General features: G+C 69.8%; 29 protein-coding genes. 10 read left to right on the forward strand and 19 right to left on the reverse strand.

Annotation, left to right across the window (positions count from 1 at the left end; all coding sequences use genetic code 11):
* Positions 1 to 100: 100 nt before the first annotated feature.
* Positions 101 to 439, reverse strand: a complete 339-nt coding sequence (locus tag BLW75_RS22500) for a hypothetical protein (protein ID WP_034319913.1) — start codon at positions 437 to 439, stop codon at positions 101 to 103.
* 314 nt (positions 440 to 753) lie between these two features.
* Between BLW75_RS22500 and BLW75_RS22505 the strand changes: the two genes are divergently transcribed.
* Complete coding sequence (locus BLW75_RS22505) at positions 754 to 1,050, forward strand: hypothetical protein (RefSeq protein ID WP_091598111.1); 297 nt, start codon at positions 754 to 756, stop codon at positions 1,048 to 1,050.
* Between the two features lie 153 nt (positions 1,051 to 1,203).
* On the opposite strand, the gene BLW75_RS22510 is transcribed toward BLW75_RS22505, so the two are convergent.
* A complete protein-coding gene (locus BLW75_RS22510; RefSeq protein ID WP_034319907.1) occupies positions 1,204 to 3,168 on the reverse strand; it encodes an FUSC family protein in 1,965 nt (654 codons plus the stop codon).
* 164 nt (positions 3,169 to 3,332) lie between these two features.
* On the opposite strand from BLW75_RS22510, the gene BLW75_RS22515 reads away from it, so the two are divergent.
* A complete protein-coding gene (locus BLW75_RS22515) occupies positions 3,333 to 3,773 on the forward strand; it encodes an SRPBCC family protein (protein WP_034319904.1) in 441 nt (146 codons plus the stop codon).
* A 169-nt stretch (positions 3,774 to 3,942) separates the two neighbouring features.
* Here the strand turns inward: BLW75_RS22515 and BLW75_RS22520 are convergent, their stop codons facing one another.
* The 6 genes from BLW75_RS22520 to BLW75_RS22540 form a co-directional block, all read right to left on the reverse strand.
* Positions 3,943 to 6,543 (reverse strand): CHAT domain-containing protein, encoded by a 2,601-nt coding sequence (locus BLW75_RS22520; RefSeq protein WP_091598114.1) that lies wholly within the window; start codon positions 6,541 to 6,543, stop codon positions 3,943 to 3,945.
* A 42-nt stretch (positions 6,544 to 6,585) separates the two neighbouring features.
* Positions 6,586 to 7,065 (reverse strand): hypothetical protein, encoded by a 480-nt coding sequence (locus tag BLW75_RS22525; RefSeq protein ID WP_007030725.1) that lies wholly within the window; start codon positions 7,063 to 7,065, stop codon positions 6,586 to 6,588.
* A complete protein-coding gene (locus tag BLW75_RS22530) occupies positions 7,062 to 7,667 on the reverse strand; it encodes an RNA polymerase sigma factor (protein ID WP_034319901.1) in 606 nt (201 codons plus the stop codon). Before BLW75_RS22530 ends, BLW75_RS22525 begins: the two co-directional genes overlap by 4 nt.
* A 332-nt stretch (positions 7,668 to 7,999) precedes the next feature.
* Positions 8,000 to 8,167 (reverse strand): hypothetical protein, encoded by a 168-nt coding sequence (locus tag BLW75_RS42905; RefSeq protein ID WP_167373514.1) that lies wholly within the window; start codon positions 8,165 to 8,167, stop codon positions 8,000 to 8,002.
* A 125-nt stretch (positions 8,168 to 8,292) separates the two neighbouring features.
* On the reverse strand, positions 8,293 to 9,009 hold the full coding sequence (locus BLW75_RS22535; protein WP_034319897.1) for an SGNH/GDSL hydrolase family protein: 717 nt from the start codon (positions 9,007 to 9,009) through the stop codon (positions 8,293 to 8,295).
* A gap of 33 nt (positions 9,010 to 9,042) precedes the next feature.
* Positions 9,043 to 9,675 (reverse strand): NAD(P)-dependent oxidoreductase, encoded by a 633-nt coding sequence (locus tag BLW75_RS22540; RefSeq protein ID WP_034320004.1) that lies wholly within the window; start codon positions 9,673 to 9,675, stop codon positions 9,043 to 9,045.
* Positions 9,676 to 9,773: 98 nt separating this feature from the next.
* On the opposite strand from BLW75_RS22540, the gene BLW75_RS22545 reads away from it, so the two are divergent.
* Positions 9,774 to 10,364 carry a TetR/AcrR family transcriptional regulator gene (locus BLW75_RS22545; protein ID WP_034319894.1) on the forward strand — a complete coding sequence of 197 codons (591 nt, stop codon included), beginning with the start codon at positions 9,774 to 9,776 and terminating at the stop codon, positions 10,362 to 10,364.
* A 39-nt stretch (positions 10,365 to 10,403) separates the two neighbouring features.
* Here BLW75_RS22545 and BLW75_RS22550 read toward each other — a convergent pair whose 3' ends face one another.
* The gene (locus tag BLW75_RS22550; protein ID WP_034319891.1) at positions 10,404 to 10,907 is read right to left on the reverse strand and encodes a GbsR/MarR family transcriptional regulator; all 504 of its coding nucleotides are present in this window, start codon (positions 10,905 to 10,907) and stop codon (positions 10,404 to 10,406) included.
* A gap of 94 nt (positions 10,908 to 11,001) precedes the next feature.
* Between BLW75_RS22550 and BLW75_RS22555 the strand changes: the two genes are divergently transcribed.
* Both BLW75_RS22555 and BLW75_RS22560 read left to right on the forward strand, forming a co-directional pair.
* The gene (locus BLW75_RS22555; RefSeq protein ID WP_034319888.1) at positions 11,002 to 11,898 is read left to right on the forward strand and encodes an ABC transporter ATP-binding protein; all 897 of its coding nucleotides are present in this window, start codon (positions 11,002 to 11,004) and stop codon (positions 11,896 to 11,898) included.
* Positions 11,895 to 13,532 (forward strand): ABC transporter permease, encoded by a 1,638-nt coding sequence (locus BLW75_RS22560; protein WP_091598117.1) that lies wholly within the window; start codon positions 11,895 to 11,897, stop codon positions 13,530 to 13,532. The genes BLW75_RS22555 and BLW75_RS22560 overlap by 4 nt, the downstream gene beginning before the upstream one ends.
* A gap of 42 nt (positions 13,533 to 13,574) precedes the next feature.
* On the opposite strand, the gene BLW75_RS43610 is transcribed toward BLW75_RS22560, so the two are convergent.
* The 6 genes from BLW75_RS43610 to BLW75_RS22590 form a co-directional block, all read right to left on the reverse strand.
* Complete coding sequence (locus tag BLW75_RS43610; protein ID WP_241783961.1) at positions 13,575 to 13,742, reverse strand: hypothetical protein; 168 nt, start codon at positions 13,740 to 13,742, stop codon at positions 13,575 to 13,577.
* 217 nt (positions 13,743 to 13,959) lie between these two features.
* Positions 13,960 to 14,283 (reverse strand): superantigen-like protein SSL4, encoded by a 324-nt coding sequence (locus tag BLW75_RS22570; RefSeq protein ID WP_034319884.1) that lies wholly within the window; start codon positions 14,281 to 14,283, stop codon positions 13,960 to 13,962.
* Between the two features lie 62 nt (positions 14,284 to 14,345).
* A complete protein-coding gene (locus BLW75_RS22575) occupies positions 14,346 to 14,903 on the reverse strand; it encodes a TetR/AcrR family transcriptional regulator (protein WP_034319881.1) in 558 nt (185 codons plus the stop codon).
* A 63-nt stretch (positions 14,904 to 14,966) separates the two neighbouring features.
* The gene (locus BLW75_RS22580; RefSeq protein ID WP_034319878.1) at positions 14,967 to 15,752 is read right to left on the reverse strand and encodes a metal-dependent hydrolase; all 786 of its coding nucleotides are present in this window, start codon (positions 15,750 to 15,752) and stop codon (positions 14,967 to 14,969) included.
* A 54-nt stretch (positions 15,753 to 15,806) separates the two neighbouring features.
* Positions 15,807 to 16,160 (reverse strand): STAS domain-containing protein, encoded by a 354-nt coding sequence (locus BLW75_RS22585; protein WP_034319875.1) that lies wholly within the window; start codon positions 16,158 to 16,160, stop codon positions 15,807 to 15,809.
* 214 nt (positions 16,161 to 16,374) lie between these two features.
* A complete protein-coding gene (locus BLW75_RS22590; RefSeq protein ID WP_034319872.1) occupies positions 16,375 to 16,683 on the reverse strand; it encodes a WhiB family transcriptional regulator in 309 nt (102 codons plus the stop codon).
* A gap of 136 nt (positions 16,684 to 16,819) precedes the next feature.
* Here BLW75_RS22590 and BLW75_RS22595 point away from each other — a divergent pair, with 136 nt between their 5' ends.
* From BLW75_RS22595 to BLW75_RS22605, 3 genes are all read left to right on the forward strand, one after another.
* A complete protein-coding gene (locus tag BLW75_RS22595; protein ID WP_034319869.1) occupies positions 16,820 to 17,236 on the forward strand; it encodes an ATP-binding protein in 417 nt (138 codons plus the stop codon).
* Entirely contained in the window at positions 17,233 to 18,006 is a 774-nt protein-coding gene (locus BLW75_RS22600) for a SigB/SigF/SigG family RNA polymerase sigma factor (protein WP_034319866.1), read from the forward strand. Before BLW75_RS22595 ends, BLW75_RS22600 begins: the two co-directional genes overlap by 4 nt.
* Positions 18,007 to 18,082: 76 nt before the next feature.
* On the forward strand, positions 18,083 to 18,508 hold the full coding sequence (locus BLW75_RS22605) for an ATP-binding protein (protein ID WP_034319864.1): 426 nt from the start codon (positions 18,083 to 18,085) through the stop codon (positions 18,506 to 18,508).
* On the opposite strand, the gene BLW75_RS22610 is transcribed toward BLW75_RS22605, so the two are convergent.
* Positions 18,477 to 18,953: a MarR family transcriptional regulator gene (locus BLW75_RS22610; protein WP_091598120.1), complete on the reverse strand. Its 477-nt coding sequence runs from the start codon at positions 18,951 to 18,953 to the stop codon at positions 18,477 to 18,479. The two genes, BLW75_RS22605 and BLW75_RS22610, sit on opposite strands and share 32 nt — an antisense overlap.
* Before the next feature lie 55 nt (positions 18,954 to 19,008).
* Between BLW75_RS22610 and BLW75_RS22615 the strand changes: the two genes are divergently transcribed.
* Positions 19,009 to 19,644: a nitroreductase family protein gene (locus BLW75_RS22615; protein ID WP_034319860.1), complete on the forward strand. Its 636-nt coding sequence runs from the start codon at positions 19,009 to 19,011 to the stop codon at positions 19,642 to 19,644.
* Here the strand turns inward: BLW75_RS22615 and BLW75_RS22620 are convergent.
* On the reverse strand, positions 19,622 to 20,278 hold the full coding sequence (locus tag BLW75_RS22620) for an alpha/beta fold hydrolase (protein WP_034319858.1): 657 nt from the start codon (positions 20,276 to 20,278) through the stop codon (positions 19,622 to 19,624). The two genes, BLW75_RS22615 and BLW75_RS22620, sit on opposite strands and share 23 nt — an antisense overlap.
* A 28-nt stretch (positions 20,279 to 20,306) precedes the next feature.
* Complete coding sequence (locus tag BLW75_RS22625) at positions 20,307 to 20,975, reverse strand: HNH endonuclease family protein (protein WP_034319855.1); 669 nt, start codon at positions 20,973 to 20,975, stop codon at positions 20,307 to 20,309.
* Positions 20,976 to 21,131: 156 nt separating this feature from the next.
* On the opposite strand from BLW75_RS22625, the gene BLW75_RS22630 reads away from it, so the two are divergent.
* Positions 21,132 to 22,124, forward strand: a complete 993-nt coding sequence (locus tag BLW75_RS22630; RefSeq protein WP_034319853.1) for a tetratricopeptide repeat protein — start codon at positions 21,132 to 21,134, stop codon at positions 22,122 to 22,124.
* On the opposite strand, the gene BLW75_RS22635 is transcribed toward BLW75_RS22630, so the two are convergent.
* Positions 22,121 to 23,014, reverse strand: coding sequence for an SWIM zinc finger family protein (locus tag BLW75_RS22635; protein ID WP_034319850.1), 894 nt, complete (start codon positions 23,012 to 23,014; stop codon positions 22,121 to 22,123). The genes BLW75_RS22630 and BLW75_RS22635 overlap by 4 nt on opposite strands.

Raw genomic sequence — 23,014 nt, forward strand, 5'->3', positions numbered from 1 at the left:
CGCCGGCCGAACGCGTCGGCGCGGACTCCCAGTGGACGGACACAGGGCCATCGTGGGCGCGATTTGGCGTGCGGTCAACAGTGCCCACGGGACGGGACGATCATCGTCTGCGCTCGGAGGGGAAACTTCCCGACCACGTGTTCCGCTCCTCGCGCGGACGCAGCGCCTCGGCCAGCACCCATTGCGAATGCGTCGTGCCGCCCCGGCCGACCGGGCCGAGCTGGAAGGTGACCCAGCCGACCCAGTGTCCCGTCGTCGTCGCCCGCCACATCCCCAGCAGACCGGGGACGGTGCCGGTCAGATCCAGGCCGTCGGGCAGGCGGGTCCTCACCGCGCCGACGGGGTACACCAGCTTGAGATCGACCCAAACGGGCTGGTTGGGCCGGACCATGTGGAGGTGACGCGGCCCCGGCGGCAGCGTGTCACCAGTGTCGAGCATGCGTCGATTATGCGTGAAAACTCGAACATTAGTTCGAGATGATGCTCACCCTCCCCCGTCCGGGTGGTGGCAGGCCCTCTGTGACTACAGGCGGTAGTTGACATCTACAGGAGATAGTTGGCACGGCGCTGCCCTCGGTTGCAACGTCGCTGAGGCTGAGCGCCCGACGTGGCCACTTGAGCGTCATAGTTGGCCAGTTCGACGCTCGACTGCCGTCGATGCTGTCGCCCGGGAAGAACGGCCGAAACGCGCTCAACGCGGCATGAGCGGTTGTTGATGTTGAGATACGGGCGGGTGAGGGCATACTCGGGACCGTGAACGACTATTCCTGGCCTGAGGACGGCCAGCGCCTAGGGGAACGAAGCCGCCTGGCGTGGGACGCGACGGTCGCGGCGCTTTCGGTTGGTACGCCGATCACCGGTGAAGTGATCGGACGTCAGCGCTTCGGGGTCTTCATCCGTATCGACGCAGTACCCGATGCCGTGGGCTTGGCCGAAATCACCGGGATGCCTCACAACGCGGAACTCCCGCCGATGGGAACTCACGTCGCTGGCACAGTCATCTCGCACGCCGAGCACAATCACCAGGTGAGGGTCCGTCTCGACAACTGACGCCCCAGGGCGTGCGGGTCAGTTTGAGCACAGGACTGGCCAACGACCGTGCCCAACTGGGCCAGATGAGGCGCTCAGTCACAGTCGCTGGTCAGCGTTCGATGGAACGCGGAGCTTCCCGTCCCGTGCCAACTATCGCCTGTTGTCACACCCTCAGGCGCGGCGGTGGTAGGGCAGGAACCGCCGGACCAGCCGCAGCGGCGCGCGTTCGACGAGGTCGGGGCCGCGCACGGCGTCGAAGGCGGCGCCGATCTGGTCGACGACGCCGGACAGCTGCTCGTTGTCGGGCATCGGCATCTCCGCCGGTTCCCGTTCCTCGCGCACGGCGGCCGCGAGTTCGGCGAGGGCGGCCGTCAGGAGCGCGATGTCGGCGTCGGCCGGGGCGGGGGCACCGCGGCCGAGGGTGACGCCGACCTCGGTGACGGCGTCGGCGACGCGTTCCAGCCCGGCGATCACCGGCCACCAGGCGACGGCCTGCCGTCCGGCGGCGGAGGGTTCGACGACGACCTGCTGGAACGCGGTCCGCAGGTCGGCCAGCGCGCGGTAGGCGCGGCGACGGGCGCGGGAACGTTCCAGTCGCGCTTCGCCCGAGGGCGCGAGCACGAGACCCTTGTCGACGTATTTCACCAGGCTGTCGAGGCTGTCGGCGAGCCGTCCGCCGACCTGCGGGCGCCGGCTGCCCGGCCAGAGCAGGTAGCCGAAGAGCAGCACGATCGCGCAGCCGAGGACGGTGTCGACGAGCCGCGCGAGCACCACGTCCCAGCTTCCGGTGCTGGCGAGATCCATCTGCAGGATGATCAGCGGTGTCACGAAGGCGCTGAGGATGCCGTAGTTGCGGACCTTGCCGACGGCGACGCCGCCCGCGAACACGGCGATCAGCAGGACCAGCAGCCAGCCTTCGCCTCCCGCGGCGAGTACGGCCGCGCCGATGCCCACCCCGATCACCGTGCCGATGCCACGCAACACGGCGCGGCCGAAGACCGAGCCGAAGTCGGGTTTGAGGACGATGCCGACGGTGAGCGTGATCCAGTAGGACCGTTCGAACGGGACGAGCAGCGCGACGACTTCGGCGATCGCGACGCACAACGTGAGGCGGAGCGCGGTGAACCAGGTGAGCGGGCCGGAGACGAGCGACCCCGCCCAGCCGCGGAGGCGTTTGTGCCACGGCTGGACCTCGCGCCGTTTCCGGTCGTCGCCTTTGCCTATCCGGGCGAGTCCGGCGTAGAGCGCGGCGAGGACCGGGTCGGCGTCTTCGGGCGCTTCGGGCGGCTCCGGTAGTTCCTGGTTCGCGAGTACGGCGGCCGAAGTCGCGATGAAGTGGTCGATCACGTCGTCCGGTGCGTGACGGCCGGCGTTGACCATCGCGACCGACGCCTCGACGGCGGGAGTGCTGGCCGAAAGCAGGTTGAGCAGCTGGCGGTAGGTGGCGTCGCGGCCCGACAGCCAGGATCGCGCGGTGAGCAGCCGGTCGTACGCGGTATTCATCGCGGTCGTGAGCTGGTGGCGCGCGACGCGGGAGGTGGCCTCGTCGGTCGCGGAGAGCATCGCGGCGAGTTCGACGTAGACGTGCGCGACGGCGCCGCGTTCGGGGCTGGTGGCACGGAAGGTCCAGGTGGCGAGCGCGACGAGGAGGCTCCAGGCGGCGCCGACGCAGAAGTAGCCGAGGAGGACTTCGACGCGCAGGCCGGTGACGTGCTGGCCGGTGCCGAGGACGCAGAAGACGAACATCTGGAGCCCGGCGACCGACGCGTTGCTGCCCGCGGCGCTGATCAGGGCGGACACCGCCGCGACGCCGACGACGACCGGGATGGACGCGGCCGGGATTCCGCCGGTGACCAGCCCGGCGAAGTAGCCGAGGGCGGCGGCCGCGGTGGCGCCGCCGAGCCGCCGGGCGCGGTAGCGGTACGGTCCGGCGGATTCGGAGAGGACGGTGGGCAGGGCGCCGGTGGAGACGAGCGCACCGACACCGATGTCGCCGAGCGCGTAGCCGACGGCCAGCGGGACGGCGAGGGCGAGGACGGCGCGGGCGACCATGTTCCACGGGATGGGAACCGGTGTGCTGCGGAGCAGCTGCACCAGCCAATGTGGTGCGGCGATCTCGCGGCGCGTCGTGCTCACGCCCCTATCTTGACTGATTGGACGGTACGGCCAAGGGTGGCACGTTGCGAAAGCCACTTTCGCAACGTTGAAGGTTGCGAAAGTGGCTTTCGCAACATCGCCGGAGGCGGCACTGTCACCCTTGTCCACTTATCCGTGGCGGCCGGAGCGGTTATCGTCGCCACATGGGCAAGACGTACTCCTTCGAGGTCAACCGGACGAGCAGCGCCTCGCCCGCTTCTCTGTTCGCGCTGGAGGCCGATGGTTCCCGGTGGTCGGAATGGGCGAAGCCGGTGGTGTTCCACTCGCGCTGGGCGCGGAAGCCGGACGCGGACGGGGTGGGCGCCGTCCGGGCCGTTGGGCTGTGGCCGGTGTATCTCCACGAAGAGACACTGGAGTACGAACAGGACCGAAAGCACGTCTACGGCTTCGCGGGTCTCGCGCCGCTCAAGGACTATCGCGCCGAAGTCTCGTTCACGCCGAACGCTTCCGGCGGCACGGATCTCCGCTGGACGGGCCGGTTCACCGAACCGCTGCCCGGCACCGGCGCCGCCGTCCGCACGGCCCTGCGCACCGTGATCTCGATCCTGGCCACGCGCCTGGTGAAACACGCGGAACGCGCCTGACCCCACCCCCCGCCCTTCCCAAGGGGGGCGACCCCGAGTCCAGTCTACCGGCGATGGGCGCGGGAAAGGGCTGCTCGGCGGAGTTGTCCACAGGTGGCGATGGTTGTGGACAAGTCCTGTGGGGAACTGAAGGACGCCATGGCCACAGAGGACGCGGCGAAAGTCCCCTTCAGCCCGCACCCAGGCACAGGAAGGGGCGCCGCAGCGGATCGGCGGCGGTCGCTTCCGCGAGTGCCAAAGCGGGCGCCGTTCCCGAAGCCAGCCGCCGGTGCAGGTCGGACATCGCCGCGGCGGCGGCCTTGTCGCCGACTCGCGCGATCGCGCCGATGACCGTCCGCGAACCACTGGCGAGCAGCGTCCCGGCGAAACCGAGCGCCTCCTCGCCGGGCCGGATATGACTCATCGCGAGTTCGCACGCGGCCAGCACCACCCGTTCCGGCGGCTTCGCGAGCCGGGCGGTTTCGTGCGCGTACAACGGGCCGTCGACGAGTTCCAACCGCGAGAACAGCGCGTTCGCCGGTTCGTGCGCGCCGTGCGCGACCAGATGCGCCATCCCGGAACCGTCCAAAGCGGACAGTACGGCGTCGCTGGTCGCGTCCTTCCCGTCGACGAGACGGGCCTGCGGGTACACGGTCCGCAGGTTTCGCACCTCACCGACCGAACCCGGCACACCGGGCCCGCCGGCGAGCAGGACCGGGCCGGAACTCCGCCGCCCGGACGCGGTCACCCAGGCGGTCGCCGACGGCGCGATCGACACCGGATGTCCGTGCAGTGACGGCAAAGCTCCCCACGGCAACGCGTACAGCGAGCCGATCGGCACGATGATCAGCTCGCGGTTTTCCAGCGTCTTCGCCAGCGACGCCGAGATCAGCTTGTCCAGTTTGTCCGCCCGGCGCCGCGCGGAACCGGTGACGACCTCGACCAGTGGCGCGGGCAGGTTGTCCGGGGCGAGCGCGTCGAGGTCCGCGTGCAACTGCCTCGCGGTCTCGACGATTTCCGCGAGCGGACCCAGCTTCAGCAGCCGGAACCGGCCGCGGTCGACGACCACCGCGTACAAGGTGTCGCGATACCCCATCAGGCTGACCAGCACGCGATCGCCGAGTTGCTCCACCACCTCTTCGGGTGCCGAGACCGGGCGCGGACGACCCCATTGGCTGGTGTACCACCCGAGCCGCGTCGCCTCCCGCTGCAGACGGTCGTAGCGCTCCTCGAGTTTCCCGACCGGTTCACCGGACAGCCGCCGTGCCTGGATCGTCCCCTGCACGTGCCGCATTTCGTTGATGTGCCGGGCGAGCGCGGGGTCCTCGATGACCGGCAGCGGTTCGTAGCGGTACACCTGCGCGCGTGTGCGTTCCAGCCACGCGAACAGGCTCTTCGCCCCGGCGCCGCTGCGCCTCGCCTTCTTGAGCACCAGCGTGAGCGCGAGTTTGCCCAACTCCTCGCCGTGCGCCGCGGTCCCGCAGACGAGGTCGAGCCCGCCCATGCGGTCGCGGATCTGCCCGAGTTCCGCCAGTCCGGCCCGCGCCTGCGCGAGCGCCGAACGCGGCCGATGCGACGCCACCGCGAGTTCGGCCCGGCACAACCGCAGCTGCATCCGGTGGTCGATCGGCGTGGTCTGCCGCGGTTTCGGTACCTGCGCCAGGAGTTCCTGCGCGGCGACCGTCTCTTCGCGACGGATCAGCAGCCGCACCGCGAACATCCTGGCCGCGCCCGCTTCGTCGCGCAGACCGAGCCCGGCCAGCCGGATGGCGAGATCGGCGAGCCGCTCCGGCAGTTTCGCGGACGGCTTCTTCTCCCGGTCCGCCAGTACCTTCACCGCGTCCGCGCGAAGCCGGGTCAACTCGGCGATCTCCGCCCACCGGCCGTTGCCACGCCGGAGAAAGCTCCGCCGTGCGGACGTCGCGAGCTTCTTCGCGAGGACGTGGTCACCCTCGAGGATGGCGGCCCCGGCCCGCGCGACCTCCGCTTCCGCGACGAGATGGTGCGCGCCGTTGTCCCGGAGTTCGGGGATCGCCTCGTCGAGGTGCCGCGCCGCCTCCTCGGCGAGCCCGGCGGTGAGCAGGGCCTTCGCCTGGTCGAGCCGGACGAGCGGCAGCGAGCCGGGCCCGTCGGTGACGAAGATCGAGGCCGCCTGCTCGTAGTGCCGGAGCGCTTCGGGGATGTCGCCGAGCAACTGGGCGTGATCACCCAGGTTGTGCCGGATCTTCCCTTCGAGCATCCGGTGCCCGTGTTCGACGGCGATGTCGAGCGCGGCGACGAGATCGGCGTGCGCCGCGTCCGGATTGCTCATCTGGAGATGCAGCCAAGCCCGGTTCACCAGGTTCCGGGTGAGCAGGAGGCTGTGCTTCGCAGCTTCCGCGACGAGGTTCGGCAACGCGGCGTTGTACAGCGCGAGCGATTCGTCCAGGTGCCCCGACCTCATCAGCACCACGGCTCGCTGGAGCACGACGGTGAAGCTCAGCTCGCGCCGGATGTCGCCTTCCGGCAACTGGAGCCGGACCTGTTCCGCCTCGGAGAGCCGGGCGAATCCGTCCTGCTGGGACGCGACCTCCGCCTCCGCGGCCGCCAGGCTGATGAGGATGCGGACGCGGATCGCCAGCCGTTCGACACTGCCGGGTTCGGCGGGCCCGAGGCGCGCCAAGGCACGCTGCAGCAACCGGATGGCCGCGCCCGGGCCGTGATCGGAGGCCGCGGCCCTCGCCTGACGGTGCAGATCGGCCGCCGCCTCGGCTACGGGATCGACGACAGGAAGCTGCACGGGCACACGCACTATGGGAGCACACCCGCGCCGCATAACGGAACAGCCGTCCGGTTACAGCACCACTGTCGGGGTCACGACGGTCCGGCGACAGGTCACGTCGCCGAGGTGGATCACGATCTGGGTGGTGCCCTGAGGGACGTTGTCCAGCACGAACCGGCCTCCTTCGTCGGCGGTGGTGGAACTCGTGCCGTGCTCGGCGACGCGAACCTCCACTCCGTACTCGCCGGCGGGCACGAGCCAGCCGTCGATCCGGTGTTTCTTGCCGATCTTGGTGAGGTTGATCATCACGGTCAGGTCGCTGACGGTGAAGGTGATCGTGCCGGTGTCGCTGCCGCGAACGCCCGCGGTGGCGTCCATCCGTTCCCAGCGGGCGACCTCGACGTCGAGGTTTTCGAGCGCGAGCGCGAATTGAACCCGCTGCACCAGGTCTCCCGGTGGCGGGTCCAGTTCGTCCATGAAACGCCCGATATCGGCGAGCAAGGCCTCATCGCCCGGGGAGGTCATCTCCCCCGGCGTCCCGAGGTCGTTCATCGGCTTCCCCCTTCGTGGGCCAGCAGGTCGCGCATCGATTCGAGGCAACGGCCCCTGGTCGGGCCGACACTTCCGCGCGGCATACGGAGTGCTTCGGCGACCAGTTGGTATTCGGCGCGCCCGGCCAGCACGGTCAGCCGGAGGAGCTGCTGACAGCGATGCGGCAGGCGGAGGAAGGCGCGCCAGACCCGGCGATCCCGGTCGGCGCGGACGGCTTCCTCCTCGGGGGCCGGGTGGGTGCTCTCCATGTTCTCGGCCACCTCGTCGGTCAGCGGGACAGGCTGAGCGCGGCGACCGAAGGGATGCTGGGCCTCGCGCCTGGTGGTGGTGATCAACCAGGCGGCGAGTGCTTTGGGGTCACGGAGTTTTTCGAGCTGACTGAAGAGCGCGAGCCACACCGTCTGGACCACGTCCTCGGCGGTCAGGCGGTCGAGCCCGTTCGCGCGCGCGACATGCCACACGAGCGGGGTCAGCTCGTGCACAAGTCTGTCCATCGCCTGGCGGTCACCGGCCCGCGCCGCGCGCATGCAGGCGGCATGCAGGTCGGCACCGGTCAGTCCTTCCCATGGCGGGTCTACCTCGGTCGTTTGCACGTCGGTCACCGTATCTGCCCCACTTCGGACGTGTCTTCGTGTCGGCGCTGGCAGTATCGCGGGCCCTTCGGGGAGAAGGAGCGTGCAAGAGGCTCTGGGATACATCAAGTCACTAACTTTTTTGGTCGAGTTTCGGTCGTCCCCCTCGGTCTGGGGCGAAGGGACAAAGGCACCGGCCGGCGCGAGTAGGTGTGGACTGCGCACCGGCCGGCCCTTTTTCCCTCCCCCCGGGCCCGCTCCCCAACGGGCCCGCGTCCGGGCGTCCCCCTCCCCCGAAGGAGCACCCGGAGGCAATGCCCGGAGGCCCCCTCGGCCTCCGGACATCACCTGTCTGTGTTGGTTCAGTTCACCGGCGGCTTGGTGCCGTTCGGGTCCCAGTTGCCGTCCGGGCTGGTGCCGGGACGGGGCGGGACCGGCGCCGTGATCGGCTTCGGCTTCGTGGTCTCTTCGAGGTCTTCGGTGGCCGTGGCCTCGTCGTCGACGGGCGCGGTGTTGGTCTCGGTCGTCATCGGGTGTCCCTCATTTCCTCGACTGCTCCATAGGACGCAATGAGGCTGCCACCAGATACACGCAGAGCCAGCTTTTTCGCGGAAATTTCTTGATCTGTGGCAGGCGGGTGACCTGATCAGCGTTTTTACCCGGAAAAGGTGTCGCTGAGTAGCCGTCGGCTCACGTGCGCGAGTTGTTCGGCCCAGCGCCGGTAGCCTTCGGGGCCGGGATGGAAACGGTCCTCGGCGAAGGTCGCCGGGTCCAGCATCGCGGCGGGCATCGGGACGTGGACGACACCGCGCAGCAGCGCCAGCCGCGCGGCCGCGGCGTCGAGGACGGCCGACCGCGCGCCGAGGACGTCCCGCAGCGGACGCGGCAGCGAGGGGAACCGGCCCATCGGCGGCACGCCCGCGAGCACCACCGGCACCCGGCCTACCCGGCGCCGCACGGCGACGACGAGGTCGAGCAGGTCGCGCCGGTAGCGCGTGGCCGAATGCAGTTCGATCGTGTCGTTGACACCCAGTGCGATCACCACCAGGTCGGCGGGTTCGAGCAGCGGCAGCAATTCCTCGCGCGCCACGCGCGCGTTGGCGCCGGTCTTGCCGATGGCCTGCCAGGCGACCGCGCCGCCGTCCCGCGCGAGTTCGTCCGCGAGCCGTCCGGTCAGCGCCTCGGCGTGGGTGGCCGCGCCGACGCCGTCCACGGTGGACTCGCCGAGCACCGCGAGCCGCAGCGGACGGCCGTCGCCCTTCACGAGTCCGGTGACCGGCCCCTCGGCTCCGGGCAGCCTTGGCGTCGTACGGCGCACCCGGACGGCTTGCGCGAGCAGGATCGGGGCGAGCACCACCGCACGGCTGATCACCCCGCGACTCTACTTCCGCGTTTCGTGGGGATATCAGCCCTGGGCGATCGAAACCGTCTGGCGGGCGAGCGAGTCGTCCGCGGCCGCGCGGAGCAGGTAGTCGGCGACGTCGGCGCGGTTGATGCGGTAGCTCCCGCGGACGTTGCCGTCGGTGCGGACGGCGATCGCGCCGGTGTGCGGCCCGTTCAGCAGACGAGGCGGGCGCACGATCGTCCAGTCGAGGTCGCTCGCGCGCACGATCCGCTCGGCGGCGACCATGTCCGCGAAGGCGTGCCGGAGGACTCTGCCGAGGATCGGCTTGACGACGTTCCTGGTGAAGAAGGCGTCGCCGTCGACGAACGGGCCACTGGCGCTCACCAGGAGCAGCCGCCGCGTGCCCGCCGATCCGAGCGCGGCGATCGCGGCGTTCGCCCCGTCGGTGACGATGGTCGTCGGGTTGCGGTCGCGGGCACCGAGGGCGGAGATCACCACGTCGCGCCCGGACACGGCCTCGGTCAGCGCGCCGTGCTCGGAGAGCTGGGCGACGACCACCTCCAGCAGTTCGCCTTCCGCGTCCAGACGGGACGGGTCGCGCACGACCGCCGTGACGTGGTGCCCCGCCGCCAGCGCCTGCTTGACGACTTCGGAGCCGACCCCGCCCGTGGCACCGAGAACAGTGAGCCTCATGGTCACGCCCTTTCCTGGGTTAGTGAATACTCACCCACTATGGTGAGTGTTCACCCACCACTTGTCGAGCGAACGCTGAGAAGCCCTCAGGAGCGAACATGGGAAGCCGCGAGGAGATCGTCGCCGCGGCGGCGAAGGTGATGCGAGAGCAGGGCTACGCGCATGCAACGACCAAGGCCATCGCGCGGGCGGCCGGCTACTCCGAAGCGTTGCTGTACAAACACTTCAAGGACAAGACCGAGATCTTCACGAGCGTGCTCACCGAGCGGCTCCCCGCGCTCGGGACGACCTTGGACGAGCTGATGAGGTCCGCGGCGGACGCGCCGCTCGCGGAGAATCTCGCCCGGCTGGCGCGGATCACGCTGGCGTTCTATCTGGAGAGCTTCCCGATCGCGGTGTCGCTGTTCTCCTCGCGGGAGCTGCTCGCGACCCATCGGGACCGGCTCACGAACAGGGCGGGCGGGCCGGACGTCCCGCTGGTGCGCCTCTCGGCGTACCTGGGTGAAGAGGTCCGGCTCGGCAGGGTCCGCGAGGACGCGGATCCGGACGCGGCGGCGTCACTGCTGCTCGGGGCCTGTTTCCAGTACGCGTTCCTGGCGTCCTTCGAGGACCGCGAGCCTTCCGCGGAGGAGCTGGACCAGTGGGCGAAAAGGCTCGCGGCGACGTTGGCGGTCGCGGTGGCCTCGTGAGTGGCCAGGACGGTTACAGCCACTCACGAGGCCCAGCACCTACTTGCCCTTTTCGGCCCGCATCTCGTGCCACTTCGCGTACATGTCGTTGAGCTCCTTGATCATGAAGCTCAGGAAGTCCCGCATCTCGGCGACCCGCTCGCCGGCAGGCGTGCCTTCGCCCAGCGCCGAAACGCCCTCGTCGGCCGCGTCGCGCCACATGGTGATCATGCGGTCGCGTTTCATGAAGGTGGCGTACCAGAGGTCGTCGAAGAGCCGGTAGTGGTCGCGGCGCGAGCCGGGCTCGCGTTCCTTGGCGACCAATCCGATCTGTTCCAGGTACCGCACGGCCCCCGAGATCGCGGCGGGGCTCACCGAGAGCTGGTCGGCCAGCTCGGCCGCGGTGAGGCGGCCGGCGTCGGTGGTCATCAGCGCGGCGAACACCCTGGCGGGCATCCGCTGCATCCCGATCTGGGAGAGCGTGAGGCCCAGGTGCTCCACGTAACGGCGGACGGCGTCCTCGTCTCTCTGGGTGCTCGAAGCACTCTCAGGCGTCGTCGTCATGGACACATCCTCTCCTACGTTCCCCAGAGTGATCACACCATCCATATGTTTTCTTAACTTCACAACTTCGTGAAATCACTGTACCTTCAGGTTCATGGAAAACGCCATCTCCATCTCCGGCCTCCACAAATCCTTCGGCCGGACCAAGGCTTTGGACGGCCTTGACCTGCAGGTACCCGCGGGGGAGGTGCACGGTTTCCTCGGCCCGAACGGGGCGGGGAAGTCGACCACCGTCCGGGTCCTGCTCGGCCTGCTCCACGCGGACTCGGGGGACGTCCGCCTCCTCGGCGGCGACCCCTGGAAGGACGCGGCGAGCCTGCACCGGCGCCTCGCCTACGTCCCCGGCGACGTGAACCTCTGGCCCAACCTGTCCGGCGGAGAGGTGATCGATCTGCTGGGGCGGCTGCGGGGCGGGCTCGATCAGCGCCGCCGCAAGGATCTGATCGAACGGTTCGACCTCGACCCCAGGAAGAAGGGGCGCACCTACTCCAAGGGCAACCGGCAGAAGGTCGCGATCGTGGCCGCGCTGGCCTCGCACGTGGACCTGCTGATCCTGGACGAGCCGACCTCCGGCCTCGACCCGCTGATGGAGGCCACCTTCCAGTACGCGATCCAGGAGGAACGCGAGCAGGGCCGCACGGTGCTGCTGTCGAGCCACATCCTCGCCGAGGTCGAGGCGCTCTGCGACAAGGTCAGCATCATCCGCAACGGGCACACCGTCGAGACCGGCACGCTGGCCGAGCTCCGGCACCTCACCAGGACGTCGATCTCCGCCGAGCTCGCCGGCCCGCCGAACGGGCTGACCAGGCTGGAGAACATCCACGACCTCAAGGTCGAGGGCAACCGGGTCCGCTTCGACGTCGAAACCCGCTCCCTCGACGAGGCGCTGCGCCAGCTCACCCAGGTCGGCGTCCGCAGCCTGACCAGCCAGCCGCCGACGCTCGAAGAGCTCTTCCTCCGTCACTACACCACCGAAGCGAGCGCGAAATGACCGCGACGCTGGAGCGCCCGGTGACCGTTTCCGGGCCCTCGCACGGACTCGTCGGCACCTGGCACCTGACCAGGCTGGCGCTGCGGCGGGACCGGATCGTCCTGCCGATCTGGGTCGTTCTGCTCGGGATCATGCCTTCGACGTCGTCGGGGACGTTCGAAACGCTGTACCCGACGGCCGCCGAACGGGCCGGGCTCACCGCGAGCATGGGCTCGAACCCGTCGCTTTCGCTGATCTACGGCCCCGCCTTCGATCTTTCGACCGCGGGCGGGTTCACCGCGTGGCGGCTCGGCGGGTTCCTCGCCCTGATCGCCGGGCTGATGGCGGTCTTCACCGTCACCCGGCACACCCGCGCCGAGGAGGACACCGGCCGCGCGGAACTGCTGGCCTCCGCGGTGGTCGGCCGGTACGCCCTGCTGACCGCGGGCGTGCTGGTGTCCGCCGGCGCGAGTGTCCTCATCGGACTCGTCGAGACCGGGCTGATGATCGGCGCGAAGCTGCCCGCCGCCGGCTCGGTCGCGCTCGGCGCCGCCACCGCCGCGACCGGGCTGGTCTTCACGGCGATCGCGGCGGTGGCCGTCCAGGTCGCCGAGTATTCGAGGACGGCCAACGGGATCGGCGCGACCGCGGTCGGGGTCGCGTTCCTGCTTCGCGCCGTCGGCGACTCGACCTCGGACGCGACCTGGGTCTCGTGGCTTTCCCCGATCGGGTGGGCGCAGCAGATCCGGCCGTTCGCCGACGAGCGCTGGTGGGTCTTCCTGCTGCCGCTGGCCGCGACCGTGGTGGTCGGCGCCGCCGGATACGCGCTGCTCCCGCGGCGGGACGTCGGCACCGGCATCATCCCGCCGCGTCCCGGCCCCGCCGAAGCGGCGGCGTCGCTGCGCAGCCCGTTCGCGCTGGCGTGGCGGCTGCACCGGGGTCCGTTGATCGGCTGGCTGATCGGCACGGCGGTCTGCGCCGCGGTGTTCGGCTCGGTGGCGAGCGGTATCGGCGACGTCGTCGGGGAAAGCCAGCAGGCGAAGGAGATCTTCCAGCGCCTCGGCGGCACGGACGCGCTGGTCGACGCCTTCATGGCCGCGATGGCGGGCCTGTTCGCCATGGTCGTCGCGCTCTACGGCGTGCAGTCCGCGTTGCGGCTCCGCACCGAGGAGACCGCGGTGCGGGTCGAGCCGCTGCTCGCGACGAGCGTGGGCAGGCTACGGCTCTTGGGCAGCCACCTCGTGTTCACGTTCGGCGGCACCGCGCTGATGATGCTGCTCAGCGGTGTCCTCTTAGGACTGTCGAACGGGATGCGGGCGGGCGGCGCCGGCGAGGCGGTCGGGGACATGGTGCTCGCTTCGTTGGCACAGCTTCCGGCGGTGTGGGTGATCACCGGCCTCGCCGTGACGCTATTCGGCCTGGCGCCGAAGCTCTCGACTGCGGCGTGGGCGATCGCCGGGCTGGCGTTGCTGCTCAGCCTGTTCGGCCCGGTGCTGAACCTGCCGCAGGCGGTCGTGGACGCCTCCCCGTTCTCGCACGTTCCGAAACTGCCCGCCGCGGAGTTCACCGCGACACCACTGGTCTGGCTGACCGGGGTCGCCGTGGTCGCGCTCGTGGCCGGGCTCATGGGCTGGCGGCGTCGCGACGTCGGCTAGCCACAGGGGATGACCGTGGAGGCCGTTCATCGGGGGCGGCCTTCACGGTCCTTGCCGTACCTCGCCGCCGGACGTCACGACCAGCTTCGCGACCGGCACGCCGCCTCCGCACGCTTTGTTTATCGGATAGGCGATCGCCGGGGTGACGTCGAGGACATAGGGCTCTCCGTCGTCGAGGGTCACCGTGGTCCGGACCGGCGTGGTCGCCACCGGGCGCGGACTCGGTCACGCAGGCACCGGCCCAGCACAACTCCAGCGACACACGGGTGACACCGGCGGCCACTTCCGGCGGGATGGCGAGGGATATCCCTCCCTCAGCCCGATGGCCGCACAAGCGCTTTCGCCGGCATGACACGCGGTCAAGAGAGCGAAAACGGGGAGCCGCCGCATACCAGGACAGACGGCACGAAGGGGCGCCCGGGTTGCCTCAGTCGATCCGGAATCCTGTGGTCGTACTGGGCGGCAACTCCGTCGAGGTGGGTGACGGCGTCACCGTCCTGGTCACCGTGCGCGGCGCCGGCGTGCTGGTGCGGGTGACGACGAGCGGTTCCGGCGCGCTGCCCGGAACGGTCACCGTGACCGGCCCGACCGAACGGGACGTGGTGACCGGGGAAGGGGTCGTGCCGACTTCGTACACGCGGCGCTGCGGCTCACGGCCTGCCACCAGGAGGGCGGCGACGAGCAGCCCGGTCGCTAGGCCGGCGATGGCCGCGACCGTGATGGAACCGGCGGTGGGACCTTGACCGAACATCCGGCACCCCTCGGTACACACTGCCACGCGAAGCGCAGGTACGAGGACTTCTCGCGTCGATCTTACGTTTTGTTACGTTGCGTGCGCAATCCGTCGACAACGATGCGGACGAGATGACGTTCTTCGAGTGAGTACCGTTCGGCGGCGAGGCATCCGGCGATCAGGGCACGCAGGTCGTCGCCGTCGATGTCCTCGCGGACCGCGCCCGCGGCCTGTGCCCTGGTCAGCAGCGCCTGCGAAGCCGCCCGGAAGTCGTCGCCCGCGCCCGCCTTGAACCCCAGCCCGGTCGTCTCGGCGAGCGCGTCGCAGAGTGCGCGGTTGCGCGCCGCCTGCTGGACGACGCGTTTGAAGAAGCCGAAGAACGCTTCGCCGGGGTCTTCGGCGGTCAGCAGTTCGCGTGCTTCCGCCGCGAACTGTTCGAGCCGGTCCACGACGACGGCCTGGAAGAGCACTTCCTTACTGGGGAAATGCCGGTAGACCGTACCCGCGCCGACACCGGCGATACGGGCGATCTCGTCGAGGGGGACGGCGAGGCCGTCGACGGCGAAGGCCTCTTCGGCCGCCGCGAGCACCTTCGCTCGGTTGCGGCGCGCGTCGGCGCGCAGCACGGGCTTGTCCACTGTTCCCCCTCCTCAACCGGGTCCGGCGTTCCGATTCAACGCCGCCGGTGACGAGGGCATTCCTCACTGAACGGCGGTCTGCGTCCCGTCCGGCGTGAGCAGCCCCTGGACCGTGGTGAACAGGTACTCCCAGACCCCGGGGATCAGCACCACCGCCGCGACCGCGAACACCGGGAAGATCAGCCGGTTCTCCACGTTCTTGCCGGTGCGGAACCGCAGCGGCTTCGGCGGCCGGATCTCGTACCAGGTCTCGCCCGCGATCGGGATCGGGAACAGGAACGGGCAGCCGGACTCGGTCAGCGCGTCGCCGAGGCAGTGCACGAAACACCCGGCCGCGACGGCGATGCCGAGCCAGCCGGAGATCTCCGCGAGCTGTGCCGCCTTGTCCGGCGGGGCGGTCCACACCCACCAGCCCACCGCGGCGCCGCTGACCGGCAGGAGCCAGTCGCCGAGCGCGCCTTCCGCGAGCAGCAGGCCGAGGACGACGACACCGAACACCGCCCACGGGCCGCCTTCGGTGGTGCCCCAGGAGGTCAGGAAGCCGAGACCGACGGCGAACAGCACGGTGTGCGAGAGATGGCGGTGCTTACCGGTGACCTTCTCGTCCCGAGGGCCCTTGGTCAGCGCGTAGAGGGCCGCGGAAACCCGGCGGAGCAGCCAGGAGATCGCGCCGGTGAACCAGCCGAGCAGCTTCGACGCGCGGGCGCCCGGGTGGTCGAGGTCGGGCAGGAGGGCGAATCCGGCCGTGGTCGCGGCGAACACGACCGCTTGGTGCACCGTGCCCGCCCCGACGACAGGTGCGAGCGCGAGGCCCGCGCACCAGCCGGTCAGGGCATGCGTCCGCCCCATCATCGTGCTGCCCCCAGGTGTCGCGGATCACGAGCCCACGACCGTAGCGGGGGATCAGGCGGGGGGCTCCTCCGACACGCTGAGGTGCTCGGCGACGCCGGTGAGCTCGATCACTCGGCTCACCTGCGGGCTGGGCACCAGTTCGAGCTCGACCTCGTTCTCGGCGGCATGACGCTGTGCCTGGAGCACCACGTTCAACGCCGAGGAGTCGAAGAACGTCACGCCGGTCAGGTCGGCGACCACCCGACCCGACGGTTTGTCCGTGATCAAGGCCCCGAGGGTCTCCTGGAGCTGCGGGCTCGTCAGCAGGTCGAGCTCACCGGTGACCACCACACGCGGTTCAGACGCGTCGGCGTCCAGCGTGATGCTGAAACCGGGCGGCGTGGTGTTCTGGTCCGCTGCGGGCATGCACATTCTCCTCATCAGGTGAGAACCGACGCTCAGCGCCGGAACGCGCCTGTGGTCTCAAGCGACGGCCGCGCCCAGTCCGGACACGGACGCACGCTCTTCTTCGGCGGGTAGGCGTGGCTGTCCCCGCAACGACAGTCCCAACCCTAACCCAGTACGGACGGGGCGCCACGATCGCCGTCTCGCGCGTCGCCGACCGGTGCCCGGGACGCGCTCAATGCGCGGTCAAGGCCTTGCGCTCGGCGCGGCGCTCGCGGAGGAACAACTCGCGGCGCTCGATCTCGCCCAGCCCACCCCAGATGCCGTACGGCTCCTGCACCGAGAGCGCGTGCTTGCGGCACTGCGCCAGCACGGGACAGGTCTGGCAGATGGCCTTGGCCCGCGACTCGCGCCGCTCGCGGGCCGAACCGCGCTCGTTGTCCGTGTGGAAGAACAAGCTGCTGTCGGCGCCTCGGCACGACCCACGGAGCTGCCAGTCCCACTCTTCCGCCACCACGTTCGGCAGCCGGCTCACGTCAGCCATGTCGGTCCCCGCCTTCCCAGGAGATCGTTTGTCGCCGGTTACATGCCCGCCCCCTGCACGGCTCAAACGTGGGTTTGGTTTGCTCACACCCAGGGCATCTGACCGATCGGCAGCGCAGCTCGAGAGAGGAACACACGTGGTGGACAACACCCCGCCCAGCGGGGAGGGCGCTCAACTCATCGAGGTACGCACGGCCGCGGTACCGCACGTGGTACCGACACTCCGGACGATCGTCGCGGACATCGCGATGCGCCAGGACTTCGACCTGGACGCCGTCGAGGATCTCCGGATGGCGGTGGACGAGGCCTGCTCCATGCTGCTCCCCTCGGCCTCCGACGGGCAGCTGAACTGCGTTTTCTCATGGAAGGACGGACGGATCGAGGTGACCGTCTCGGTGCTTTCGGACTCTCCGGAGCCCGACGACGAGACCGGTCTGTCCTGGCAGCTGCTCACCGCGCTGGCGACGTCCGCGCGGCGGAGCGTCGTCCCGGCCGATGGCGGCTACCTGTCCAGGGTGGAACTCATCCGGGAGAGCGAGGCGGCCCGGCCGTGACCGAACCCGTCGAGCAAGACGGCGCGGACGTCCCGGCCCTGTTCGAGCGTATGTGCGCGCTGCCCCAGGGCGCTCCCGAACGTGAAGCGCTGCGCGACGAGCTGGTGCGCGCGCACCTCGAACTCGCGCGCAACCTGGCGCGCAAGTTCCGCAACCGGGACGAGTCGATGGAGGATCTGGTCCAGATCGCGACGATCGGGCTGATCCACGCCGTCGACCGGTTCGACCCCGGTCAGGGCAGCGACTTCCTGGCCTTCGCGGTCCCCACCATCTCCGGCGAGCTGCGCCACCACTTCCGCGACAACAGCTGGTCGGTACGGGTGCCGCGGCGGCTCAAGGAGCTGAACGCGAACATCTCGGCCGTGCGCGAAGAGCTGACGATCCGGCTCTCCCGCGCGCCGAAGCCCAGTGAGATCGCCGTCCATCTCGGCGTCCCGATCGACGAGGTCTACGAGGGTCTCCGCGCCGGCCAGGGCCGGTACGGCGCCTCGCTGGACAACCTCCTGGAGAACTCGGCGCACACCCGCTTCGGCGAGGCCGACGCCAATCTGAGCCAGGCGGAGCTGCGTGAGGCGCTTCGGCCGATGCTGGAACGGCTGCCCGACCGCGAGCGCAAGATCGTCGCGCTGCGGTTCGGGTCCGGGATGAGCCAGTCGGACATCGCGCGCCGTGTCGGTGTTTCCCAGATGCAGGTGTCCAGGCTCCTGGCCGCCACGCTCAAGAAACTGCGGGAAGGACTGACCGAGACAGAACTCACGGACGGAGTCTGATTCGACCGCGCCCCTTGTGGGTACCTGGAAGCGAACAGCGGATCTGGGAGTCTCTCGCGAGGGGAGGTGCGACACCATGACGATGTCCAAGACACGATCGGAGGGCTCGTTGCCGGTGGTCTCCCTCCCCCTGCCGGTCGCTGTGACGGCACCCGCCGTCGCGCGGCAAGCGGTGCGAGCGACCCTGGCGGGCTTCGGCCTCGACGGCCCGGCGGTCGACGACGTGCTCCTGGCGACCTCCGAGCTGGTCACGAACGCCTTCGAGCACGGCGAGAGGCCGGACAGGCTCGAAATCGAGTACTCCGACGGCAGGCTCACCCTGCGGGTCTTCGATTCCGGATCGGAGCGGCCGAAGCTGAAGGAGCCATCGCCGATGGCGGCGCGCAGCCGAGGTCTCCAGCTCGTGCACGCGTTGTCCGACGACTGGGGCTACGAGCCCTGCTCCGGCGGCAAGTACGTCTGGGCCGTGTTCAGTCTCGACCGGGCCGACGCTTCAGCTTGAGCGCGGCGTCCGTTTCGGCGATGCGCTCCCGGAGCGATTTCCGCTCCAAGGCTTCGACGGCGGCGACCAGCACTTCCCTGAGCGGGTACGGCAGTTCGGCTTCCAGCTGCGCGGCCGCGGCGCTGGTCGCCGCCCACTCGGCTTCGAGCGTCGGCATCAGGCGCCGCGTCTTCTCGGTGAGCGAAACGATCCTTTGCCGGGCGTCGGCGCCGGGCCGGAGCGAGACGAGGTCCTGCCGAGCCATCTGCGCGATCGTCTGACTGGCCGCGGAATGGGTCACGCCGACTTCGGCGGCCAGGTCGCGGATGGGCGACGGCCCGTGCGTGACGAGCGCGCGGACGAACGGCGTGAACCGCGGGCGGTAGTCACCCAGTCCGATGTCCTCGAAGAACGCGACGACGTCCGCCTCGGTCACTTCGAGGACGTGCCTGAGCAAAGTGCCCATCCCTCGTTCGCGCGGCGGCCTCCCCACCAGCGGATCATAACGACATAATCGCCGGATGACGCCCGAAGAGCTGCTGACGACCACCCGGACCGTCCGCAAACGACTGGACCTGACCCGGCCGGTGCCTCTCGAACTGGTCAAACACGCCCTGCAGGTGGCGTTGCAGGCGCCGAGCGGGTCGAACACGCAGCGCTGGCACTGGCTCGTGATCACCGATCCCGGGCAGCGTGCCGAGCTCGGGAAGCTGTATCAGCGTGCGTGCCGCGAGTACCTGGATTCCCCGCACGCGGCCGGGAAACTGTTCGCGGACGACCCCGAGCGGTCGAAGGTGCAGAAGCGCGTCGGCTCCAGTGTCGAGTACCTGGCCGACAAGATGGGCGAGGTGCCCGTGCACGTCATCCCGTGCTTGGAGACGAGCAGCGCCGAACTGCCCGCCGGCAACCAGGCCGGCCTGTGGGGGAACCTGCTGCCCGCGGTGTGGAGCTACATGCTCGCGGCGCGGGCCGTCACGCTCGGCACGGCGTGGACGACGCTGCACCTCGCGTACGAGAAGGAGGCCGCGGAGATCCTCGGCCTGCCGGACAACGTGCACCAGGCCGCGCTCATCCCCACGGCGTTCTACACCGGCGACACCTTCAAACCCGCCCCGCGTCAGCCGCTCGAAGAGGTCATGCGACTGGACCGCTGGTGAGATAGGACTCCAGCCGGTCCGCCAGTTCCTCGGGATGGCTCAAGGGCACGGAGTGCGGGCCGTCGATCTCGTCGGGCGCGAAACCGAGCCTGTCCTGGACGACCCGGCGTTGGAACTCGGGCGTGAAGAAGCGGTCTCCGCGCCCGATGAGCACCTTCGTCGGGACGTCCGGCCACTCGTCCAGCGGCCACGGCTGTCCCCATTCGGCGCTGACCTGGTTCCGGCCGTGCGAGCCCGCCTCCGCGACGATGTCCGCGGGGACGCCGTTGAAGAACTTCTCCTCGTCGGTGAGGTCCTTCGCGTCCTCGAAACCCGTGTTGCCCCACCAGTCCCCCGGTGTCTCGCCCGGTTTCGGGATCATCGGGGTCAGCAGCACGAGCAGCCGCGCCGGAAGCTTCCCGGCGACAATCGGCGCGGTGAAGCCGCCGTAGGAATGGCCCAGTATCACCAGGTCCTCGCGGTCGCCGATCGCGTTCACGACGGCGTCGACGTGCTCCGGGAAACCGGCCTTCTCGTCGTCGATCGGCAGGTTCACCGCGACGACGTCGTGCCCGCGGCCGGTGAGCTCCGCCTCGAGGAGGTGGAAGTCCCAGGCGCTGCCGCCACCGCCGTGGATCAGTACGAAGGTCGCCATCGCCCCAGCCAACCCGAATCCGGGCGGATCAGCAACGACCGAGCATGTCGCTGAGCGCGCTCTTCTCGGCGGTGGTGATCGTGAGGCCGTAGTAGTGCTTCACGGTGATCCAGTCGGTGGCGTAGGTGCACCAGAACGACACGAGCGGCGGCTTCCACTGGTCCGGCGCCTTGTCGCTCTTCTCCTGGTTGACGTTGTCGGTGACGGCGAACAGCTGCGGCCTGGTCAGGTCGTTCGCGAACTGGCGCCGCTTCTCGTCGGTCCACGACTTCGCGCCGCTGACCCAGCTCTGCGCGAGCGGGACCATGTGGTCGATGTCGATGTCGGTCGGCTTCGTCCAGGTCTCGCCGTCGTAGATGCTCGTCCAGCTGCCGGAGGTCGGGGCGCAGTCGGAACCGGCCTTCACGTCCTTCCCGTCGCGCTTGAGCACGAACTCGCGGGTGTTGCAGTTGTTCCCCTGGTTGTCCCAGTGCGGATACTTCTTGCGGTCGTAGCCGTCCATCGAACCGCGCGGCGCGACGGTGAGCTCGTCCAGCTGCTTGCGCGCGTCGGCGGCGCTCGCGGGGTTGGCCGGCTTCGGCTGCAAAGCGTCGCCCTTGCCGCTCACGAACCAGAAGACCGCCAGTACGACGGCGGCGAGGGTGATCAGCAGGAGCAGCCGCTGAGCCGTGGTCATCTGGCTGGTACGCGTGGCCACCGCGCGGTTCCTCTCGACGGGGGTTGGGGAGCGCCAAGTATCGCCGCGGCGGACGGGGAAACCCGGTGCGACACGGCGATGACACCCGGTAGTTGTTGTCACATCCGGGTCCTGAGCAGCGACTACCCCAGGGACGCTGCCGGAAGGAGCGGGCTTGTGGGCGCCGAAAAACGTAAGTGGAACACCCGGGTCGACGACTATCTGAACCGGAAGGCCGCGGAACGCGGACACGTGATCGCCATGGCACGTATGGGATCCATCGCGCTGGAGCGCGGCGATCTCGACGAGGCGGAGGCGTGGTTCCGGAAGGCCGCCGAGGGCGGGGACAGGGTCGCGATGGGCAACCTGGCGCACCTCCTGACCGAGCGCGGCGTGCCGGAACAGGCCGAACGCTGGTACCGCGAAGCCGCGACGGCCGGTGATTCGCATGCCATGTCGCATCTGGGAAATCTCTGCGCGCGACGAGGTGATTCCGACGCCGCCGAGGACTGGTGGCGTCGGGCCGCCGAAGAGGGCCGGGTCGAGGCGATGGCCGAACTGGCGCGGGCGCTGCACCGGCGCGGCGAACTCCAGGAAGCCGAGTACTGGGCGGGCGAGGCCGCGGCGGCGGGCAACGTCGAAGGGATGATCACGCTCGGCGCCGTGCTCTGCGACACCGGACGGACGGCCGAAGCGGATCCCTGGTGGCGCAAGGCGAGCGAAGAGGCCGACGCGACGTCGCTGATCAAACTCGGCCGCCAGGCCCAGCAACGCGGCGACCTCACGCGCGCCGAAAGCTGCTATCACGCGGCCGCGGCCGCCGGCGCTCCCGACGCCGCCGTCCGCCTCGGCCTGGTGCTGCACCGGCGCGGAGAACTGGAAGCCGCCGAACGCTGGTACCTCAAGGCCGCCAAACGGGGCGACGCCGCCGCGATGACGAACCTGGGTGTGCTGGCCAACGACCGGAACGATCCCGGCGAGGCCACCGCCTGGTACCGGAAGGCCGCGGAACTCGGCAGTGTTCCCGCGTACACCAACCTCGGCAGGCTCGCCGCCGACCACGGGAACTTCCAAGAGGCCGAGCACTGGTTCCGCGCGGCCGCCGACACCGGCGACCAGGCGGGGCGGCGGGATCTGGAGGAGCTGTACCGCAACCGCCAGCGGTACTAGGCCTTCCAGTTCCGCATCGCCGCGAACCCCTCACGCAGCCGTTGGAGTTTGCGGCTGCGGTACGGGTCCTCGCCGTCGTCGAGCCGCCACCGCTCCTCGACGCCGGCGCGGAACACCGCGAGCCCCTCGAAACCGAGGCCCGCGGTGAAGTCCGCGATGTTCACGTCGACGCGGCCGGAACCGTCGAGGTCCAGCCGTAGCAACCACTCCGCGAGCTCCTTGGGCTCCGGCGGCGAATCGGCGCAGGCCTCCGCGTACAACGCGAGCGCTCCCGACACCTCGGAGCCGAGCGCGCCGAACGAGTCCTCGACGAAATCCAACGCCTCCACCACCAGCTCGATGACGCGGCACAACAGCGGCCCGTCCATGAGTTCCCTGACGGTGGCGAGCACCTCGCGCACCTTCTCGGTGTACGCGACCGTGCCCTGGAAGCCGACGAAACCACGCAACCGCAACGTTCCCTCGACGTGCCGTCGCAACGCGTCGAGGTCGCCGCGGCCTGCCTTCAGCGAGAGTTTGCGGAACAGGACCGGGTCCTCGTTCGCGTGCCCGACGAGCAGTTCGATCAGCTCGGCGCGGTCCAGGGTCTCGACGTACCCGCGGATGTCGGCCGCGCCGCCGTCCGCCACGCCCTCGAGGACCAGCAGCCCGACGGCCACGCAGTGCTTACAGAAGAAGCCGTCCGCCGCGTGCGGGCAGGAGCACTCGCCGGCCAGCTCGCCGTCGACGTTGCGCAACCGGACCGTGTACCGGTCGGTGCCGCTGACCACCGCCGTGACCCCGCCCGCGACGTCGTCCAGCGTCTCGACCGACTCCAGGTACTTGGCGCCGCGCGCGAACGAGACGTCACCGGCCTGCCTGCGGAGTTCGTCCTCGCTGAACCACGTCAC

The organism is Amycolatopsis lurida (assembly GCF_900105055.1).
GTDB lineage: Bacteria > Actinomycetota > Actinomycetes > Mycobacteriales > Pseudonocardiaceae > Amycolatopsis > Amycolatopsis lurida.

Excerpts from the sequence above, each read along its gene's own strand:
- BLW75_RS22500 (WP_034319913.1), bottom strand. The coding sequence starts at position 439 with ATGCTCGACACTGGTGACACGCTGCCGCCGGGGCCGCGTCACCTCCAC.
- BLW75_RS22515 (WP_034319904.1), top strand. The coding sequence starts at position 3,333 with ATGGGCAAGACGTACTCCTTCGAGGTCAACCGGACGAGCAGCGCCTCG.
- BLW75_RS22525 (WP_007030725.1), bottom strand. The coding sequence starts at position 7,065 with ATGAACGACCTCGGGACGCCGGGGGAGATGACCTCCCCGGGCGATGAG.
- BLW75_RS42905 (WP_167373514.1), bottom strand. The coding sequence starts at position 8,167 with ATGACGACCGAGACCAACACCGCGCCCGTCGACGACGAGGCCACGGCC.
- BLW75_RS22540 (WP_034320004.1), bottom strand. The coding sequence starts at position 9,675 with ATGAGGCTCACTGTTCTCGGTGCCACGGGCGGGGTCGGCTCCGAAGTC.
- BLW75_RS22545 (WP_034319894.1), top strand. The coding sequence starts at position 9,774 with ATGGGAAGCCGCGAGGAGATCGTCGCCGCGGCGGCGAAGGTGATGCGA.
- BLW75_RS22550 (WP_034319891.1), bottom strand. The coding sequence starts at position 10,907 with ATGACGACGACGCCTGAGAGTGCTTCGAGCACCCAGAGAGACGAGGAC.
- BLW75_RS22555 (WP_034319888.1), top strand. The coding sequence starts at position 11,002 with ATGGAAAACGCCATCTCCATCTCCGGCCTCCACAAATCCTTCGGCCGG.
- BLW75_RS22560 (WP_091598117.1), top strand. The coding sequence starts at position 11,895 with ATGACCGCGACGCTGGAGCGCCCGGTGACCGTTTCCGGGCCCTCGCAC.
- BLW75_RS22570 (WP_034319884.1), bottom strand. The coding sequence starts at position 14,283 with ATGTTCGGTCAAGGTCCCACCGCCGGTTCCATCACGGTCGCGGCCATC.
- BLW75_RS22580 (WP_034319878.1), bottom strand. The coding sequence starts at position 15,752 with ATGGGGCGGACGCATGCCCTGACCGGCTGGTGCGCGGGCCTCGCGCTC.
- BLW75_RS22585 (WP_034319875.1), bottom strand. The coding sequence starts at position 16,160 with ATGCCCGCAGCGGACCAGAACACCACGCCGCCCGGTTTCAGCATCACG.
- BLW75_RS22590 (WP_034319872.1), bottom strand. The coding sequence starts at position 16,683 with ATGGCTGACGTGAGCCGGCTGCCGAACGTGGTGGCGGAAGAGTGGGAC.
- BLW75_RS22605 (WP_034319864.1), top strand. The coding sequence starts at position 18,083 with ATGACGATGTCCAAGACACGATCGGAGGGCTCGTTGCCGGTGGTCTCC.
- BLW75_RS22610 (WP_091598120.1), bottom strand. The coding sequence starts at position 18,953 with ATGGGCACTTTGCTCAGGCACGTCCTCGAAGTGACCGAGGCGGACGTC.
- BLW75_RS22615 (WP_034319860.1), top strand. The coding sequence starts at position 19,009 with ATGACGCCCGAAGAGCTGCTGACGACCACCCGGACCGTCCGCAAACGA.
- BLW75_RS22620 (WP_034319858.1), bottom strand. The coding sequence starts at position 20,278 with ATGGCGACCTTCGTACTGATCCACGGCGGTGGCGGCAGCGCCTGGGAC.